Source organism: Microcoleus sp. PH2017_12_PCY_D_A, assembly GCF_020738565.1.
In the GTDB taxonomy this organism is placed as follows: Bacteria; Cyanobacteriota; Cyanobacteriia; order Cyanobacteriales; family Microcoleaceae; genus Microcoleus.
Map to the genome: position 1 here is coordinate 1 of NZ_JAEQCI010000124.1, position 16,027 is coordinate 16,027.

Consider the following 16,027-nt stretch of genomic DNA (forward strand, 5'->3'; position numbering starts at 1 on the left):
AAAAAGCCTCAAATGATTGCAGAGCAATTATTTGAGGTTTTGAGAATTCTGAATTCTTTTGAAATTAAATCCGATCGAATATCTGCGGAATGTGGGATACAAAATCCACGCCCTCTCCTTTGAAGTCAAAAATCTCAGCTTTTAGAGGAGAGGGCTTCAGTATTTGAAACGACTATTATTTTAGATAGAGGGAAAGAAACTGAAACATAAAATCTCGGAAAAACCATCCATGTTTTACGGAATCCCGATCGAATAACTTGTAGAGAACGGTTATCTAAGTCCACACTTGCTTTGTTGGAGAAATTTAACGATCGAAATACAAACAGTAATGACACTAACAAACCTCAAGGCCATCGAATACACGAAAAAAAGCAACTTCTCACTGCCTAATCCACCGGTGATATCCAGCGATCGATCTGGCTGGGAAAAATTACACTTAGCCATGTACCGCCAGCCAGCCTGTTACATACCCGAATACTCTTCTCCTTATCATATAATTTGCGTCAACACGGGCAATCCAGTGACGTTGGAAAGGACGATCGAGGGACGATCGCCAACTATTGAGGCTATCCAGGTAGGTGATGTTGGAATTTACCCAGCCAGGGTGCACCAATCGTGTTTTTCGCCTCAAGATATCGAGTTGATTCGACTTTACTTAGAACCGACATTATTAACTCAAATCCAAGCCGAATTGTGCCTGGATCGCGAGGTAGATTTAGCGCTGCAATTGACTCCCAGTTTCGATCCTCTAATTTATCAAATGGCGATCGCCCTGAAAAACTCTTTAGAAATCGACGGAACGAGTAGCAAACTCTATGCCGGCGCTATGGCAAATGCTTTGGCAGTTCACCTGCTATCTCGATATTCAACACGCACACCATTTCTGCTGCAACCATCAGGTGGATTGTCTGAGAAACAACTCAAGCAAGTGGTTGATTACATTCACGAGTATCTAAATCGAGATGTGAGTTTGACCGAATTAGCCAATTTGGTGCAACTAAGTTCCTATCATTTTACCCGATTGTTTAAAAGGGCGATCGGTTTTGCACCGCATCAATATCACATTCGATGCCGGATCGATCGCGTCAAGCAATTGCTGTTAGAAAAAAAGCTAAGTCTTGCGGAAATCGCTTATGCGGTAGGATTCGCCAGTCAAGGGCATCTCAACTATCACTTCAAGCGCATAGTCGGGATGACTCCCACGGCATTTTTGCGGCATGGATAGCAAGAACTTGGAAAAATAGCGCAAGAACTTGGAACACCTCATCGGTTGCAGCATAAATAGCAAGAACTTGGAAAAATAGCGCAAGAACTTGGAATACATTATGGGTGGCAGCAACTTATGTTTGATATAGCACCAATTGGGGTGAAAACAATCATCTTAAAGGAGACATTCAGACATGAATGATACCGTGACTATTTCTAAAGCCTCTTTCGTTAAATTAATGGATTTAATTTTTCGATCGAATTCCAATTCTGGTCTTCAACCAAATCCTGATGATGGTGGCGATCCGAACAACCCATTTGGCCCCTTCGGACCGGGCGGTCCAGTAATTCGCGATTTGATAGCTGCGGGTTTGCTGAATCCTGGAGTCATCCGGCTAAGGCCACCCCCTCAGCCTTATCGCTCTGTGCTAGATGCTCGTGAAGTTATCGATCGAGCCTTTTCTCAATATCAGTTTGCTGAAATGTTAGGGGATGGTGATCGATCCGAAAAAATCATTTCAGCTACTCGCTCTCAGATTCAAGAGTTCGTTGATGAATACTGCGGAAATGGCCGACCAAAATGGCCTCGACCTCGGAGATTAGATGCTGTTGAATTGCAGCCGATCGATCTAATAGTTGCCGGAGTGCAGTTTCAAAAAATGGCAGATTTGGCTGTGGATAATCCACTCAGTGAAGATTTAGCAGCCGCCGCCGATAAGCTGTTCGAGGTTGGTTTGAAGGGTTTGGGACAATGAGATAAAAATTTGACTTTTGTACGAGTCCAGCGAAGGCGATCGAACTTCGTTAATCCTTCATTTTCTAAGCAAATAGCCCGAGATGAAGAATGTACGAACTATGAATCATCAAAGGCCAAAACAAGCAAATATTGCTGTCGGTAAACTCGATCGAAAGTCAATTCTCATGGCATCTAGTTCTATTTTCTACGCAAACTAATTCATGAGGTTTATATGCCAGAAAGTCCAACTACAGGTAGTGTTGTAAATACCAACCAAGTTATCGGTAATATATCTTCAAGTGTAATTGCAATTACTTTCTCAGAACGTGCGATCCAGAGAAAGTATGACACTTTTGGCGGAGCTTCTTTCTTTGGCGATATCGAGCGAAAAGAACGTAGAGCTTGGTATTTCAAATCGGGTGCTTGTATCTGCTACAACACTCAAATGCGTGACGCATTTGAAATTCACGGAGATATCTATCGCAAATGGTTAGAACTGGGCGGTTTGCGTTGGGGAGTTCCTTCGACTGATGAACTAACGACATCACGAGGTGATGGTCGCTTCAATTTCTTTAACAACGGTTCGGCTTCCATTCACTGGACTCCCAGAACAGGTGCCCGTGCGGTTTGGGGAGATATTTTACAGAAATGGGCACAACTCAATTGGGAAAATGGGCCTCTGGGCTATCCAGTGACTGATGAGACTGTGACCCCTGACGGTATCGGACGCTTCAACCATTTTGAGAACGGCGGATCGATCTATTGGACTCCTGATACAGGGGCTCATGCCGTGTGGGGTGACATCCGCAAGCGCTGGGAGAGTTTGGGGTGGGAGCGTTCTTATCTCGGCTATCCAACCAGCGACGAAGCAGATTTTTCCGAAGGAGGACGAGCCAATACATTCCAAAATGGTGGCATCTATTGGTGGTCGGATACTGGTGCGATCGACCTGCGGGATGTAGTCGTTCATTATACTGGGCTGCATTGTTTCGGTGAGACTGACTGGGATCAAGCCTCGAACTCAGATGAACCTTATGTAATCTTGAGCATTTCAACGCCTGAACGTTCTGCAACTCTCATCAGCCGGATTTATGAAGATGTAGATGGGGGCGAAGCCCGTCCTGACCTGATTGAGCTATATCGCGGGAAACCATACGGTATCAATTTGAGTGCTGTAATGATGGAGAACGATTTCGGCGATCCGAATGTCTATCGTGCTGACATCGAAAAGGCTGTTAATGGTGTGCATACAGCAGGAACGCTTGCATTAGGTCTAATTCCGGTTGTCGGTCCAGTTATTGCTGCTATAGCAGGACCGGGACTTGGGTCACTGATGCCCGCGATTGCAGGGGCAATCAATGATTTGTTTGACTTCGGAGATGACCGTATCGGTGGGGCAACTGTAACTCTTTCTGCCAAGCAAATGGTTCTTTTAGCTGCCCGCACTAATAATTCAACATTCAAGGGTATTGGGTTCAAAGCTGAAACTCCTCTCATTACTGGTCTTGGAGCTAGCTACAAGGTCTATTTTGGAATAGTTCCAGCTTAGAAATTGTAAGTACCAAGTAGGAAGTTTGTTGGCATTCACGTTGCATGGCAGGTTGCTTGATTTTTGCAATTCTGTCATGCAGCCCAGTAAAGGAGATTTGCGCTCCTAAAAACGAGGTTCATAATATGAAGTACAACCCCATTATGACTGCAATAAAAAGTTTGCTGTCTGCGAGTTCCTGCAGCATTGCTTTATGCTTTACTATTTCCAGCCCGGTTGTTGCCAGCCAAGCCGTCGGTTGGTGGGGTGGCAATTGGAATTGCAATATTGACGGCCGATCGGCCCTGATGAAATGGATTGTGGTTGACGATAGCCAAACAACTTGCAATGGCGATATTTGCAGCACCAGTTCCGGAGTGCGCTGGCAGGGCAGCTTTTCCGACAACGGCTCGCGCTGGGTGCCGCTGACAAATCCCCGCCAGGCCGATGGAGGCGGATTGTACTTCCGCCATGCTGATGGCAATCAATGGTATTTACCCAAGCCTACAGGGAATAGAACTACGGGCTGGACTACTTGGAATGGTAAGCGCTATCCGCTATCGTGCTGGCGATAATATTGCCTGAATATACCTGTTATTAATAGGAATCGATCGTGTCAAATATTCCAATGACCGCTAGAGAATTTTTAGCGACTTAGCATAGTAAGTAAGGAATATCCCTTATCGGTACTCCGATGAGTGGCGGGTTATTGACTTAATTGGAAGTGCTTTGTACTGGTAGGTGTATTTCACAGCTTGTTATCGACCAGTATTATGAATTTGGCAGAATATTTGATATTTCTTCTGCCAAATGCCTGATACTCGATCTTGACGATCGGCTTAAAACTCAAAAACAGGCCAATCCGGTTGTCGCACGTAGCTAGTCATGTCGTCAAACTTCCGGAGTTCGGCTCGGTGGACGCACAGATCCTGGGGCGTGTCGAGCCATTGGTCGTTTAACTCAGCCATCAGAGTGCACATACGAGTACGGTCAAGGTTCGGCCCGGTGTCCCCAAAATAAGCCAGAGTAATGTGTGCCGTAAAATGATATTGCTGTTCAATTCCCAAGGCAATTAAATCGGGATTTTGATAGATCGATCGGCGAAACTCCAGAATTTGCTTGTAAGAGTTTTCGTCCGTCGGTGCCAAACAGACACCTACAGCCCTAGTCATCACCATCAACCCCAGCACCGTCCAGCGTATGGTAGGGCCGCCCGCTAGGGGTTTGCAGGCGGCAAAACCATCTTTCATGCGATCGCGCAGTTGTCCCTCAAATTCTGGATTTTTCTCAGAGGCATCTCGAAAAGCGCTGCTCCAAATCAGATCGGCCACGGTTAAATGGAAGCTATCAGGAGGCAGTGCTACGATCGCACCGTCCGCGATTTCCTGCAATAGCCTTTGTTGGACAGAGTTTAAATTACTATATAGTGCAGTATTCTCTGCATCTTCCCCCGCAGGTGGCGTAATCACCGAATAACCCGGAAAAGGTACAGGAGTTCTGTGACCGGCTTCATCAGGCTTAAATTTTGGAGATTCCTGAATGTGTTCCACCTGGGACTTGTAGGAGTCCAGCAGCGTCATTCGCGCCACCCGATTTACGTAAGCTTGATAAGTATCATCCAATCTTGATTTCCTCGCGGTGAAATACTCCCACACCAAATTTTATATTATGCTGCGGGCTTCCAACAGTCTGATTCAGGATATGTTGGACTTGGGGAGCGTGCAAATCTGATTTTTTGGGCTGCTGAGCTTTAAATATGCCAATTTACCTGTTTTGGGGCGAAGACGACTTTGCGATCGCGCAAGCAGTCACAAGTTTGCGCTCCTCTGTCCTCGACCCCAACTGGGCTAGTTTTAACTATGACAAGATTATTGCCGATCGACCTGACGCTGTGGTCGAAGGACTCGATCGAGCTTTAACACCGCCCTTCGGCACCGGCAGCCGTTTTGTCTGGCTGGCAAATACGACTGTAACGCAGCAGTGCTCTGCGGAACTTTTAGCCCAATTGGAACGGACGCTGCCAGTAATTTCCCCTAGTACCGTGTTGCTGCTGACATCGGTCAAAAAACCCGACAGCCGGCTCAAATCTACTAAGTTAATCGCCAAGTCCGCCGAATTTCGAGAATTTTCACCGATTCCGCCTTGGAATGAAAAAGAATTAGCCCAGCGAGTGCGCCAAGTTGCCGCCGAAATGAATGTTAAATTGACCGCCACCGCGATCGAACTTTTGGCCGAATCCATCGGTAGCGATACCCGCCAACTATACAGCGAACTCGAAAAATTGCTGCTGTTTGCGGGCAACCGCAGCCAACCTATCAACCCCGATGAAGTCGCGGCCCTAGTGCACTGTCACGCCCAGAATACCTTCCAGCTAGCCGATGCGATTCGCCAGGGCAATACCTCCGGTGCTTTGGAGTTATTGGCGGGCTTAACGGCCCGGAGCGAGCCTGGTTTGAGGATTGTGGCGGGCTTGACTGGTAAGTTTCGGATTTGGCTGTGGGTGAAGGCGATGATCCAAGCGGGCGATCGGGATGATAAAATTGCTCAGGCTCTAGACCTCGGCAATCCGAAACGAGTATACTATTTTCGCCAAGAAGTCAAGAACGCCAGCTTAGAAAAACTGCAAAAAAGTTTGCCTTTGCTGCTAGAGTTAGAAGCTTCTTTAAAGCGGGGCCGGGAAGAAGTCTCAACCCTGCAAACCAAAGTTATAGAACTTTCTAGCTTGTTTCGGTGATGAGAGTAATTACTAGAACCACAAAAACAAAGACATTTCCCGAATAAGCAGTACATCTGCCCCATATGTTATAATTGGCATCTCTCGAATTCTGAATCTCAATCAGCGTGTACACTGCCCTCAAGACCAAGTTAAAACTCACGGATGCCGCCTCTGTGTTAATGGCAAAACACGCAGGTATTGCACGGTTTACTTATAACTGGGGACTGGCGACATGGATCGCACTATATTCTGAAGGATTGAAGCCCAATGCTTTAGTCTTGAAGAAGTTTTTTAACAATCACGTGAAACCAGTCTATCCTTGGATGAAAGAACCGGGGATTTGCCAAAAAGTAACTCAGTACGCCTTCGAGCATCTGGGTCGAGCATTTGGTAACTTTTTTTCGGGTAAAACAGGTTATCCCAAATTTAAGAAAAAGGGTCAGCACGAGAGTTTTACCATTGATGCTAGTGGCAAACCGATAGCTGTGGGCGGCACTCGATTGAAATTACCCACCATCGGCTGGGTATCAACTTATGAAGGCTTGCCCCACGTCACCACCAAAAAAATTACCATCTCTCAAGCAGCCGGCAACTGGTACATCAGCTTCACCTATGAAATCGAGCCGGAATTTACGGCTAAATCTCGCGACTTTGTAGGTGTAGATTTGGGAGTAAAACAGTTAGCTACCCTGTCGAATGGCTTAGTAATTGCCAATCCCCAGGCTTTGAGAAAAGCACGTCAACTCCTATCACGATTGCAGCGCCAGTTACAGCGCAAACAGAAAGGTAGCAAACGATATGGGCGACAAAAGTTAAGATTAGCAGCAGCTCATCAACGAGTCAAAAACATCAGACAAGATGCCACTCACAAAGCTACAAGTTATATATGCAAAAACCACGCAGTTGTAGCCATTGAGAATTTAAATGTATCCGGGATGATGGCAAATCATAAACTGGCGGGTGCTGTTGCGGACTCGAATTTTTATGAGCTTCGGCGACAAATTGAGTATAAAGCACAGCGCTATGGTTCGAGTGTAGTTTTGGTCGATCGGTGGTATCCATCGACTCAATTATGTTCTGGTTGCGGGGGACAACAGCCGATGTCTCTTGGCGATAGAGTCTATGAGTGTTCTGCTTGTGGATTTCAAGCAGACAGAGATTTCAATGCTGCACTTAATTTAGAACTATATGCTCGGAGGGCTAAGCCGAGCCTGGACACAGAGGGCTAATTGCGCCGTCGCTCCCCGTTGAAGTGTCAACTAATGTCCGGCATTGTCGGGGTTTTAGATAGCAGACAGCCCAGCAGGAGCGGGGCACGACTGTAAATTTTTACAACAAATTGTGCGATCGGATATATCCTTGATGTGCGATCGCGCGCAAAAAGCTCAATAGCTACGAGAAATACTCTGAGAATGCCACAGTAGAAGTTAATGTGGTAAATAAATATTGTCCGCCGCCGAACGCCGATCGATTAATATTATTTGCCGGCTCTCCACCCCCCCCAAAAAAAAGAGCGCTACCCATGACACAACAGAACCTGCGGGAACTTCTGAAGCAGGGCGATCCACAAGCGATCGCATCTAGCATCAACCGTACACTCAAACCCAAAGGCATCAACGCCGATGTGACGCGGGACAACGGCTGCCTCCACATAACTCTGGAGTCAGGCAAAGTACCGAGTCAAATGGCATTGGTGGATTTCATCCGCAGCGGGATGACGAATTTGGGAGTCGAATCAATTCACACTGTCAAAGTTTACGGGCGCCGCACAGGTGACGGATCCCCTGCGTGGGAAGATGAAATAGATCTGATGCCCGAAGATCCAATGCTTTATGGCTCGGATACTGGAATGCCTGACGACTCTGTAGGTTTAGATGATGACGAACCCGATGGCCAAGACTATTATCAAGAGGGACAATTCGATCCTGATGACGGCGAGGAAGACGACGAAGACGAAGACGAAGACGAAGATGTAGCTCCGCCTCCGAAAAAAAAATTCCCCAAATGGGCAATACCTGTCGGTATCTTAGTGCCTCTGGGGGCGATCGCAGCGCTTTACTTGACTGGAAATTTCCCTTTCGGCGGCGGCTCGAACCCAGAACCTAGCGCCCCCGAAGCAGCTTCGCCCTCTCCCAAAAAAGCCTCATCTCCTGCGTCTAAAGCCGCATCTCCATCTCCTAGCGCATCTGGGGAGGCCCCACAGGCAGCATCTCCTGCACCAAAAGCCGCTCCCACTACTGCTGCTGCGCCCGCGAGCCCGGTTCCCACACCTCCAGCGCCCACAGCAGCACCGGCATCTCCTGCGCCCAAGGCAGCATCTCCTGCACCCAAGGCAGCATCTCCTGCACCAAAAGCCGCCGCGCCTAAGCCAGACTCTTGGAGGGAAGGCGTTAACAACGCTCAGAAGGCGGCAATTTTGGCCCAGACGGCTCAATCTCAAACAGAGTGGGTTGCGGTAGCAAGCGAGTGGCAGAAAGCAGTTCAGCTTATGAGATCCGTGCCGTCAACTAGCCCCAACCATTCAAAGGCTCAGCAAAAAGCGGCCGAGTATCAAGCCAATCTGATTGTTGCCAACCGCAGGGCGGCGGCAGCGCCTTAAGAGTTTTGAGTTTTGAGTTTGATACTCGGTGTGCTAAAAAGTCAAAAGTTAAAAGTTGAAAGTAAAAAATCTTATTTTTACTGAAAGCTTTATTACTTTTGACTTTTTTAAATTTTACTCAATGCTGGACGCATGAGAGGTCAAAAACCAGATTTTTGGTATCAAAATACTTGTTAGGATCGCTCCTGTAAATAATTTACACATATTTGTGGGATGGGCGTCCCGCCCGTCTCTAAAGGACGGGCGGGACGCCCATCCCACAAGAACAATAAATTGTAAGTTATTTAATTCTCATTCCTTAATAGACGTAGGGTGCGGATCCACGAATAATTCTCGCCCTCAACTAGGCTGCCAGTGAGCGACGCACCCTACTATAAGCAACAGTAGCCGTAGGGTGCGTCGCTCTGCGAGAAATCCCTCAACAAAAATCGACAATCGAGCTCGCGACGCACCCTATTACTAAAGTCGCGTGCAAGTCCTAATATCATGGTTTCGTGACAAAAAACTGGGCGGGATAGTTCAGTGAAAATATTGAGTTAGCCGATCGCGCTGTTCTGCCTTAAGTATATTTTACATCATTATTATAAATATTTCATGAATTAACAGTTAAAATTCTGCGATTCTGCGGAATAAGCATCAATTAAATTAACAAGTTTATACAGATTTATTTGCCTGTTTAATTGCTGTTACTGAGGCAACAAATTCAATTAATATTTCTGAAAGCTTTAGGTGATTTCCTCAAGCAAAATTTTGTTGTAGTCTTGCTAGTAAATACAGCTTGCTTGCTCTAAATTCCGAATAATAATAGGGAGTCACTGGCAAAGTTAAGTACCACAGACTCTCAACGAGTTTCTGTATTGCGATCGACCAAGCTGTAACTTATGGTAAAGTTTTGTAACAATATCCGCTCGGGCTGCATAAAAGTTGCCGATCGAGACTGATAGATAAATAGAAGTTACGACGGTTCAACATCAGGGGGTGTGGGGAGGTGATAGTTGATGATTTTCTTTGAGGGCGATCGACCTTCACGGTTTTATGTAAAGTTTTGTAACAAAAACGGATAAGTCTGCATAAAAGTTAGGCTTTAACCCCGATAGGTTAGTAGGGGCGAAGCATTCGGGCGATAAATTACCGCGAAAAACCAAGGTTTTGTATCGGAATGCTTCGCCCTCCCAGGGCTTGAAAACATACTCTAGCACGATCGCAATCACGATCGAAATTGTGAACAATCTCCTAGTTTCTCTTACTATTCCATTTCAAACTACATAATCGAGGAAAGTAATATGCCAAATTCATCTGTCAATCATGCAACCAAAACAGTCATAAAAAGTGGAAATTTATCAATAAACTCTTTATTGGCTGGAAAGCAATGGGCTTCTCCAAACAATATAAATTTGCCGCCTAATAATATTACTTACAGTTTTGTAACTCCGGCATCAGCCCAACTTTATGATGGAGAATTTATCAATTTAGGCAATTCGGGAAAAATCACTCCTTTGTTACCAGATATCCAAGATTTTATTACAAATATTCTTGCTAATATTAGTTCTTATGTTTCCATAAAATTTGTGAACGAACCCGAAATAGTTAGAAAAGATGATTGGAATAATCCTATAGAAACTACTAACTATGGAACCCTCCGCTTTATGTCAAGAAGTCCTATGAAAGAGTGGGCATTAGGGGTATTTCCAGGAGACCAGCCAGAAAGCGATCTACCTCAAGGTTTTCACATTAATGGTGATGTATTTTTTGACACAAAGCAACTTGATTTGTCAAAAGGGTATGGCAGTTTGGGATATTCAGCAATAATCCATGAAATAGGTCATGCTTTAGGATTAAAACATCCATTTGAGGGGGATTATAAATTAGCTGGTTCTGAAGAAAATAACAGCTATACAGTAATGACATATAACTTTCAGCCTAATAATTGGAAATATTTCGGTCCTCAAGCTTCATATACTGGTTTTCATGCTGTGTCGCTGATGCCCTATGATATTTTGGCATTACAATATATGTATGGAGCACGAGCTAACAATCCGCAAGATTATTACCCATTTTATAGCATACCCAAGGTCAAAAAGACTTTGTGGGATACCAAAGGCATAGACACATTAGATTTTTCTGATCTTGTCTCTAATGGCAAAACAGAAATGAAAACTATTGCATGGGAGTACAAAGGGGAATACAATTTTATCCCTCCTAATTCAAAGGATCTTTTTGGTTTAGACTATGTTTTCAATATGAATTCTGGGGGTTTTCTGACTGAAGCATCTGCCTACAATGGAGCTACATATTATGCCTTTAAGACGGATAATAAACAATACAAAACTCATGCTTATGGTATTGCACTTGCTTACAATCCAATTATTCCCTACGGGCCTGGTATTCCCACAGTTGATGCTACTATCGAGAACCTAAGAGGTTCACAGGGAAATGACTTCATTATTGGGAATCAAGCAGCAAATGTGGTATATGGCAACAAAGGTCGTGATCTTATAGCTGGAGGAAAAGATAACGACATTATTTATGGCGGTCAAGATAATGATAGATTGTATGGTGGCGGAGTTTTCAAGGACTTCCAACAGGGAGATAAAATTATTCAAAATTCTCCCACAACTTCTAGTACAAATTCTCTCTCAAGTGCTTTCCTTAGCTCCGTTGATGATAATAGCCTAGATAACAACATCCCTGTTGATACTACACTCAATGACAACGCTGATGATTCATTGACGATCGAATTTGATTCGAGTTTACCGGATGGTAATGATAGCCTTCATGGTGATAGTGGTAACGATCGAGTGGATGGCGGGAATGGCAATGACTATCTATATGGCGATGCAGATAATGACACTCTGTTAGGTGGCATTGGTTCAGATAATCTCAATGGTGGCAATGACCAAGATCAACTTTTTGGTCAAGAGGATGCTGATATTTTGAATGGGGATGCAGGTAATGACTTCCTCTATGGTGGCAAAGACAATGACTTTCTATCTGGTGGAGATGATGCTGACGAACTCTACGGCGAACTAGGGAATGATGTAATCAACGGAGATGCAGGTAATGACAACCTCTACGGCGCTGAAGGAACAGACATCCTCAACGGTGGCAATGATAATGACTTCCTGAGTGGTGGACTCGACAACGACACCCTCAATGGAGACAGTGGTAACGACATTGCCTATGGCGAACAGGGAAACGACATCCTCAACGGCGGCGACAACAGCGACTCCCTCAATGGCGGTGAAGGGTCTGACCTATTAAACGGAGATGCAGGTAATGACTTCCTCTACGGAGGAAAAGATAACGACATCCTCAATGGCGGCCAAGATGCCGATGAACTCTACGGTCAAGAAGGCGACGATCGACTCGCAGGCAATAGCGGAAATGATATCCTCTCAGGAGGCAATGGCCAAGACTTACTCAACGGTAATGAAGACGACGACCTTCTCAACGGCAATGACGGTCAAGACACCCTCAACGGAGATGCAGGCAACGATCGACTCAACGGCGACTCCGGCAACGACTCACTACTCGGTCAACTCGGTCAAGACACCCTCAGCGGCGGTGCAGACAACGACACCCTTTCCGGCAACGAAGACAACGACCTCCTGCAAGGCGACAGCGGAAACGACCTCCTGCACGGCGACACAGGCAACGACTCCCTCAACGGCGGCGACGGCACCGACAACCTCTACGGCGACGACGGCGAAGACCAACTCGCCGGCAATGCAGGCAACGACTCGCTTTACGGCGGCGAAGGTGCAGACCAACTCAACGGCAACGAAGACAACGACCTCCTAGAAGGCGGCAACGGTAACGACCTCCTCAACGGTGACGCAGGAAACGATCGCCTGTTCGGTCAAATCGGACAAGACATCCTCAACGGCGGCGACGGCACAGACCAACTCTTCGGCAACGAAGACAAGGACATCCTCAACGGCAACACCGGCGACGACTTCCTCTACGGCGGTACCGAAAACGACGTTCTCAACGGCAACGACGGTGCCGACAAACTCTACGGCGAACAAGGAGAAGACCTCCTGCACGGCGACGCAGGCAATGACTCCCTCAGCGGCGGCGATGACAAAGACCTCCTCTACGGCGACGGCGACAACGACGTAATGACCGGCGACAACGGCAGCGATACCCTCTACGGCGGTAGCGGCAACGACGAAATGAGCGGTGGCGAAGACAAAGACACCCTCTACGGCGAAGATGGGAACGACAAATTAGCAGGAGACAACGCCGAAGACCTCCTCTACGGCGGCAGCGGCACCGACAGCCTCAGCGGCGGCAACAGCGCTGACCTCCTGTACGGCGACAGCGACAGCGACGTAATGGCCGGCGATGCCGACAGCGACACCCTCTACGGCGGCAGTGGCGATGACCAAATGAGCGGTGGAGATGCGATCGACCTCCTCTACGGCGAAACAGGCAAAGACACCCTGCACGGCGATGCAGGCGACGACAGCTTATTTGGCGGCGAAGATAACGATCGCCTCTACGGAGACAGCGGCAACGATTTTCTAGTCGGCGGCCCCGGTGCAGACTTCCAAGACGGCGGCACGGGAGACGACACCGTTTCCTACTTCGACTCAAAATCACCCATCTACGTCCACCTGCAACCAGGCCGAGGCGTCGGAGGCGATGCCGAAGGCGACAGAATCGAAAACGTAGAAAACCTCGAAGGTTCCAACTACAACGACACCCTCATCGGCGACAACGGCCCCAACGTCATCAGCGGTTTGGGCGGCAACGACATCCTCGATGGCAAAGTCGGCAATGACTCCCTCCTCGGCGGCGACGGCGACGACGAAATGGACGGCCGCGAAGGCGACGACTGGATGAAAGGCGGCAACGGCAAAGACACTCTGTTGGGACGTTCCGGCGACGACAACATGGACGGCGGCGGAGACGACGACATCCTCGAAGGCAGTTCCGGCAACGACACCCTCGACGGCGGTTCCGGCTTCGACCTCATCTACGGCGGTGCCGGCAACGACACTCTCTTAGGTAGCGAAGATGGTGACACTCTCTACGGAGATGTCGGCGATGATTCCATCCTCGGCGGCAACGGCAACGATGTAATCTTCGGCGAAGTCGGCAACGATAACCTGTATGGCGGTGACGGCCAAGATACCTTCATGCTTTCTCCGGGGGAAGGAGTAGATATTATCTGGGATTTCGCGATCGGGCAAGATAATCTAGGTGTAACAAAAGGACTCAGGAATGACGAGCTAGAGTTTACCGCAGGCAGCGGCGAGAATGCCAAAGATACCTTAGTGTGGCGCGGCAAAGGCAACAATAATCAACTTTTAGCCATCCTCAAAAACGTCCAATTCAACATCCCCAGCGCGACACTCACCCCGGAACCCACTCCTGGGGGGGCGGGCACGGGGGCACCGCTCCTACAGACGCCAGCGCCAGCGCCGACACCCGCGCCGACTCCTGGAGTTACTCCCACACCCGCACCAGCACCTACTCCTGGAATTACTCCCACGCCAGCGCCCACTCCTGCCAACACTCCGACGCCAGCGCCAGCGCCGACACCAGCACCTACTCCTGGAATTACTCCCACACCCGCGCCAGCGCCGACTCCTGGAATTACTCCCACACCCGCGCCAGCGCCGACTCCTGGAATTACTCCCACACCAGCGCCGACTCCGGCAAACACTCCCACTCCCGCACCAGCGCCGACTCCTGGAATTACTCCCACACCCGCACCCGTGCCGACTCCTGGAATTACTCCCGCACCAGCGCCGACTCCGGCAAACACTCCCACTCCCGCACCAGCGCCGACTCCGGCAAACACTCCCACTCCCGCACCAGCGCCGACTCCGGCAAACACTCCCACTCCCGCACCAGCGCCAATTCCTGGTACTACTCCCACTCCCGCACCAGCGCCAGCGCCAATTCCTGGTACTACTCCCACTCCCGCACCCGCACCCGTTCCTGGCGTGTTTCTGATAGGCAAATCGGCTAACGATACACTTAGCGGTGGAGCCGGCAATGATACCTTACAAGGAGTGTCGGGCAATGACACCCTGCTTGGCGGTGCAGGCGATGACTTGCTAAATTCAGACACTGGTAGAGATTACCTCGACGGTGAAGCAGGCAATGATTTTCTTGACGGCGGGGCGAACGAAGACACCATGCTTGGGGGTGACGGTACTGACACTCTCATCGGTCAAAACGGCGATGATTCCCTGTTTGGTGGTGAAGGTACTGACTGGTTAGACGGCGGGGCTAACAAGGACACCCTCACGGGCGGGATGGGTGACGACACCCTCACGGGCGGAAGCGGCCAAGACCTATTTGTTTTTGGTTCTGGAAACGGAGTTGATACTTTGCTTGACTTTTCTGCCAAAGGTGGCAATAAAGATATTTTGGGTTTAACGGGCGGTTTGACATTTGCTCAGCTCTCCATTGTCCCTGATTCTAATTTTGCTAATACCATCATTAAGGTAACTGCTACTAATGAAGTTTTAGCTACTTTGATAGGAGTGCAAGCTCCTTCTCTCAACAGCTCTCATTTTCTAGCTATTTAGTCACAAATATCGCCAAGTCCACAGAGCTTGAAAGTAGCGAGTAAAAAGCTCGATCGCTGAAAGTATAAATTTGTTATAAAATAGCAAGTTTATACTTTCAGTTTTTGTTTTAAGGGCAGAGGTATTATACCAAATCCGGGTTACTCACCCCCGCCCGTGATGGTAGGGTGCGGATCCATGACAATCTTTGTTCATCGCCAGAATCTTCTCTTCTTCGACGCACCCTACAGATTATAAATGGGGTAACTTTCCCGAACTTGGTATTACTTGGAAGTAGCTGGCAGATTTTATAGCGGTTCTCAGAAATATGAGGTACTATCGGGCTCCGTGGCCTCCGTGGCCTCCGTGGCCTCCGCGGGCATATCTCACCACGCGATCGAACCGCTATATACTAGGAGCATTTTCGGTCAAGCAAGTGATAAAGTCACTAAAATTGTCAGAAAAAACTGATTCTATTTGAGACTTTTTTCTTGCCAAAGCTGGTTCCAAAATGCTATAATAAAAATGTCTCCGGTGTCGAAGTTATAGCGGTTAAAAAAAAGAATGTAACTGTAGGCGCGTGCTCTAAACCCTGATAGTCCTAAGTCATTCCCAATTATAACCCACATTCCGCAGATATTCGATCGGATTTAATTTCAAAAGAATTCAGAATTCTCAAAACCTCAAATAATTGCTCTGCAATCATTTGAGGCTT

General features: G+C 47.8%; 9 protein-coding genes. 8 read left to right on the forward strand and 1 reads right to left on the reverse strand.

Features of this window, described 5'->3' with window-relative positions:
* Nucleotides 1–328 precede the first annotated feature (328 nt).
* The 4 genes from JGK39_RS27750 to JGK39_RS27765 all read left to right on the forward strand — a co-directional run bounded on the left by JGK39_RS27750 (nucleotide 329) and on the right by JGK39_RS27765 (nucleotide 4,045).
* A complete protein-coding gene (locus JGK39_RS27750; RefSeq protein WP_293245878.1) occupies nucleotides 329–1,225 on the forward strand; it encodes an AraC family transcriptional regulator in 897 nt (298 codons plus the stop codon).
* Nucleotides 1,226–1,400: 175 nt separating this feature from the next.
* Nucleotides 1,401–1,961 carry a hypothetical protein gene (locus JGK39_RS27755; RefSeq protein ID WP_293245880.1) on the forward strand — a complete coding sequence of 187 codons (561 nt, stop codon included), beginning with the start codon at nucleotides 1,401–1,403 and terminating at the stop codon, nucleotides 1,959–1,961.
* Between the two features lie 213 nt (nucleotides 1,962–2,174).
* Nucleotides 2,175–3,491, forward strand: a complete 1,317-nt coding sequence (locus tag JGK39_RS27760; protein WP_293245882.1) for a hypothetical protein — start codon at nucleotides 2,175–2,177, stop codon at nucleotides 3,489–3,491.
* Between the two features lie 143 nt (nucleotides 3,492–3,634).
* Nucleotides 3,635–4,045 (forward strand): DUF6006 family protein, encoded by a 411-nt coding sequence (locus JGK39_RS27765; RefSeq protein ID WP_293245884.1) that lies wholly within the window; start codon nucleotides 3,635–3,637, stop codon nucleotides 4,043–4,045.
* A 264-nt stretch (nucleotides 4,046–4,309) separates the two neighbouring features.
* On the opposite strand, the gene JGK39_RS27770 is transcribed toward JGK39_RS27765, so the two are convergent.
* Nucleotides 4,310–5,050 (reverse strand): DUF1868 domain-containing protein, encoded by a 741-nt coding sequence (locus JGK39_RS27770; RefSeq protein WP_293246038.1) that lies wholly within the window; start codon nucleotides 5,048–5,050, stop codon nucleotides 4,310–4,312.
* A gap of 176 nt (nucleotides 5,051–5,226) precedes the next feature.
* Between JGK39_RS27770 and holA the strand changes: the two genes are divergently transcribed.
* The 4 genes from holA (at nucleotide 5,227) to JGK39_RS27790 (ending at nucleotide 15,333) form a co-directional block, all read left to right on the forward strand.
* On the forward strand, nucleotides 5,227–6,204 hold the full coding sequence (holA, locus tag JGK39_RS27775) for a DNA polymerase III subunit delta (protein WP_293298182.1): 978 nt from the start codon (nucleotides 5,227–5,229) through the stop codon (nucleotides 6,202–6,204).
* 107 nt (nucleotides 6,205–6,311) lie between these two features.
* A complete protein-coding gene (locus JGK39_RS27780; protein ID WP_293245888.1) occupies nucleotides 6,312–7,415 on the forward strand; it encodes an RNA-guided endonuclease TnpB family protein in 1,104 nt (367 codons plus the stop codon).
* A gap of 293 nt (nucleotides 7,416–7,708) precedes the next feature.
* Complete coding sequence (locus tag JGK39_RS27785; RefSeq protein WP_293245890.1) at nucleotides 7,709–8,785, forward strand: hypothetical protein; 1,077 nt, start codon at nucleotides 7,709–7,711, stop codon at nucleotides 8,783–8,785.
* Between the two features lie 1,283 nt (nucleotides 8,786–10,068).
* Nucleotides 10,069–15,333 carry a M10 family metallopeptidase gene (locus JGK39_RS27790; protein WP_293245893.1) on the forward strand — a complete coding sequence of 1,755 codons (5,265 nt, stop codon included), beginning with the start codon at nucleotides 10,069–10,071 and terminating at the stop codon, nucleotides 15,331–15,333.
* Nucleotides 15,334–16,027 lie beyond the last annotated feature (694 nt).